General features: G+C 72.1%; 4 protein-coding genes. All 4 read right to left on the bottom strand.

Annotated features, from left to right (window positions below):
* Positions 1-838, bottom strand: an 838-nt coding sequence (locus KUTG_RS34835; RefSeq protein WP_198047401.1) for a cobalt-precorrin-4/precorrin-4 C(11)-methyltransferase, incomplete at its 3' end; no start/stop codon positions are given.
* The gene (gene cobI, locus KUTG_RS34830; RefSeq protein WP_084580114.1) at positions 835-1,572 is read right to left on the bottom strand and encodes a precorrin-2 C(20)-methyltransferase; all 738 of its coding nucleotides are present in this window, start codon (positions 1,570-1,572) and stop codon (positions 835-837) included. The genes KUTG_RS34835 and cobI, both read right to left, overlap by 4 nt.
* The gene (locus KUTG_RS34825) at positions 1,569-2,900 is read right to left on the bottom strand and encodes a cobyrinate a,c-diamide synthase (protein ID WP_043722946.1); all 1,332 of its coding nucleotides are present in this window, start codon (positions 2,898-2,900) and stop codon (positions 1,569-1,571) included. The genes cobI and KUTG_RS34825 overlap by 4 nt, the downstream gene beginning before the upstream one ends.
* Positions 2,894-3,461: cob(I)yrinic acid a,c-diamide adenosyltransferase (gene cobO / locus KUTG_RS34820; RefSeq protein ID WP_043722945.1), on the bottom strand; the 568-nt coding region annotated here is incomplete at its 5' end. The genes KUTG_RS34825 and cobO, both read right to left, overlap by 7 nt.

Raw genomic sequence — 3,461 nt, 5'->3', positions numbered from 1 at the left:
GGCGGGCGGCGGCGATCCGGTTGGTGCGTCCGGCGCGGGCCGACCACCACGTGCGGCGCGCGGCGCGCTCCCCCGTCGCGTCGACGGCCTCCTCGACCGGCTCGGCGGTGGTCTCGGCACGGCGGTATCGGGCTTTAGTGCCCGGGGCCATCGCCTTGCCGACCAGGAACAGCGTGTGCCGCCACAGCTTGCGCTGCTTGACGGCCGCCTCCAGCTCGCCCAGCGTGGTGGTCAGCAGCAGCTCGTCCGGCCAGGTCGTCTTGTACGCCACCACGACCGGGGTGTCCGCGGCGTAGCCGCCCTCGGTCAGCTCCTCGACCAGCTGCCCGGTGCGGGCCGCCGCCACGAACACGCCCATGGTCGCGCCGTGCTCGGCGAACTGGCGGATCTGGGTGGCGTCGGGCAGCGCCGTGGCGTCCACCCGGGTCAGGATCAGCGACTGGTCGGCGTCGGTCAGCTCGCGGCCGACCGCGGACACCGCCGCCGACACCTGCGACACGCCGGGCACGATCTCCGTCTCGACGCCGATCCGGCGGCAGGCGTCCACCTGGTCGCGGACCGCGCCCCACAGCACCGGGTCGCCGGTGATCATCCGGACCACCTGGAGCTTGTCCCGCGCGGCCCGGCGGAACAGCTCCACCAGGTCTTCGGTGGCCGACCGGGACAGGTCGATCAGCTCGGCGTCCTCGCGGACGTGCTCGCGAATGCACTCGGCGTCCACCAGGCTCGGGGCCCAGACGACCACGTCCGCGGCGGCCAGCCGGCGCGCGCCGCGCAGTGTGATCAGGTCGGCGGCGCCCGGACCCGCGCCGACGAAGGACACCAACCCCGACTTCACAGTTGCTCTCCTCTCCCGCCACGTGGCGGAAGTATCACGACAGTGGACAAGTACGGCGCAGCAACCGACCCGTCCACTTGGGACAAGGGGAGCACCCGTGCCCGTTGTGTGCCGAGATGCTCGGCGTACACCGAGCGGTCCAGCGCCCCGGCGGCCTCGATCTCGGCGCGCAGCTCGTCGAGTCGTCGGCCGCCCTTGTAGGCGACGACGGTACCGCCACCCCGCAAGGCCGCCCGCAGCCCGGTCACCTCACGGGTCACCGGCACCAGGGTCAGCGACTCCGTGCCTTCCACCAGATGGAGTCCGGCCGCGCTGGCCGCCGCCTGCATCGCCGTGATTCCGGGACTGAGCACCACTTCCACCGCGGGCAGCAACCGCCGAACGGTGGCCGCGAGATAGGTGAAAGTGGAGTAGATCATCGGGTCGCCGATGGTCGCGAACACCGCCGTGCCGCCGTGCTCACGAAGGTGTTCGGCCACCTGTGCGCCCGCGGCGTCCCACAGTTCGTTACGACGTTGTTGTGAACCGCGCACGTCGTCGTTCAATGCGAACGTGAGCCGCTCGACCGGGGCGTCGGCCGGCAGGTGCGCGCGGACCACGGCCTCGGAACGGCCCTCCTCGTCCGCCGACATCACCGGCACGAACACCCGGCCCGCGGCCTTGAGCTCCCGGAGCCCGGCCAGCGTGAGCAGCTCCGGGTCACCCGGTCCGACCCCGAGTCCGACCAGTCTCACTGTGCGCACCTTTCGACGAACCGCCGGATGGCGAGCGGGGCGCCGGCCGGATGTGTGTGCAGGTAGGAAGCGTGCACCCCGCCGTGCACGAAGCCCTCGGGCTCGGCCCCGCGCCAGCGCCAGGCCGACTCGGCGCCGTGCCGGGGCGTGACAGCGGTGCGGTGGAACTCGTGCCCCGTCACCCGGTCCCCGATCGAGTGCAATGTTGACTCGACCGGGGCTAGAGCGTCGCGGTAGCCGAGGGTCAGTCGGGAAGTCATGGTGGCCGTGGCGTCGAGCACGCCGCACATCGGCAGGCCATCCAGCTCCCGGGCCAGGTACAGCAGGCCGCCGCATTCGGCATGCACGGGAGCTCCTCGGCGGGCCAACTCCGCGACGTCCTGCCGGAGCGGCTCGTTGGCCGACAGTTCGGCGGCATGCTGCTCGGGGAAGCCGCCGGGCAGCACAAGTCCGGCCGTGTTGTCGGGGAGTTGCTTGTCCCGCAACGGATCCAGGGTCACCACCTCGGCTCCGGCGGCCTTGAGCAGCTCCACGTGTTCGGCGTAACCGAACGTGAAGGCCGATCCCCCGGCCACCGCCACCACCGGCCGGCCGGCGACCGGTTCCACGTCCGGCCGCCACGGTTCGGCGGCCAGTTCCGACGCGGTGGCGGCAAGGGCCTTGACCGCCGGCAGGTCCACCCCCGCCGTGACGGCGTCGGCCATCGCCTCGACCGCTTGCACGGCAACGGATCCGTGCTCCGCCGCCGTGACGAGCCCGAGATGCCGGGAAGGCACCGCCAGGCCGGTGCCGCGGCGGACCACGCCCAGCACGTCCAGGCCGATCTCGTCGCAGGCGTCCCGGAGCACCTCTTCGTGCCGCTCGGAGCCGACCTGGTTCAGGATCACCCCGGCCAGCCGGATCTTGGCGTCATAGCTGCGAAATCCGTGCAGCAGGGCAGCAAGGCTCCGACCCTGGCCCCGGCCGTCGACCACGAGCACGACCGGGGCTTCCAACACCGTTGCGACATGGGCGGTGGAACCGAAGCCGTCGGTGCCGATGCGGCCGTCGAACAGGCCCATCACGCCCTCGATCACGGCGATGTCCGTGTCGTGAGAGCCGTGCCGGAACAGCGGCGCGATCCGCTCCTCGCCGACCAGCACCGGATCGAGGTTGCGCCCCGGACGGCCGGCGGCCAGCGCGTGATAGCCCGGGTCGATGTAGTCGGGGCCGACCTTGAATGGCGCGACCCGGTCGCCCCTTTTGCGCAGCGCGGCCATCAGCCCGGTGGCGACGGTGGTCTTGCCGCTGCCCGAGGCGGGGGCCGCGATCACCAGCCTGGCTACCACTCGATCCCCCGCTGGCCCTTCTGTCCGGCGTCCATCGGGTGCTTGACCTTGGTCATCTCCACCACGAGGTCGGCCGCGTCGACCAGGGCCTTCGGCGCGTCCCGGCCGGTGATCACGACGTGCTGGAAGCCGGGGCGGTCGCGCAGCGTGGCCACCACCTCGTCGACGTCCACCCAGCCCCACTTCATCGGGTACGTGAACTCGTCCAGCACGTACAGCCCGTGCTCCTCGGCGGCGAGCCGGCGCTGGATCTCGCGCCAGCCCTCCAGCGCGGCGGCGGCGTGGTCGGAGTCCGAACCCGGCTTGCGGGTCCACGACCAGCCCTCGCCCATCTTGTGCCACTGCACGGGCCCGCCCTGGCCGGTGCGCTCGTGCACCTCGCCCAGCGCCTTGAACGCGGCCTCCTCGCCGACCTTCCACTTCGCCGACTTCACGAACTGGAACACGCCGATCGACCAGCCTTGGTTCCAGCCTCGCAGCGCCAACCCGAAGGCGGCGGTGGACTTGCCCTTCATCACGCCCGTGTGCACCACCAGCAGCGGCCGGTTGCGGCGCTGCCGG

It is taken from the genome of Kutzneria sp. 744, from assembly GCF_000568255.1.
Lineage (GTDB): Bacteria > Actinomycetota > Actinomycetes > Mycobacteriales > Pseudonocardiaceae > Kutzneria.
The sequence above is the reverse complement of the archived record's forward strand: the minus strand, read 5'-3'. Positions and strand labels throughout refer to the sequence as shown.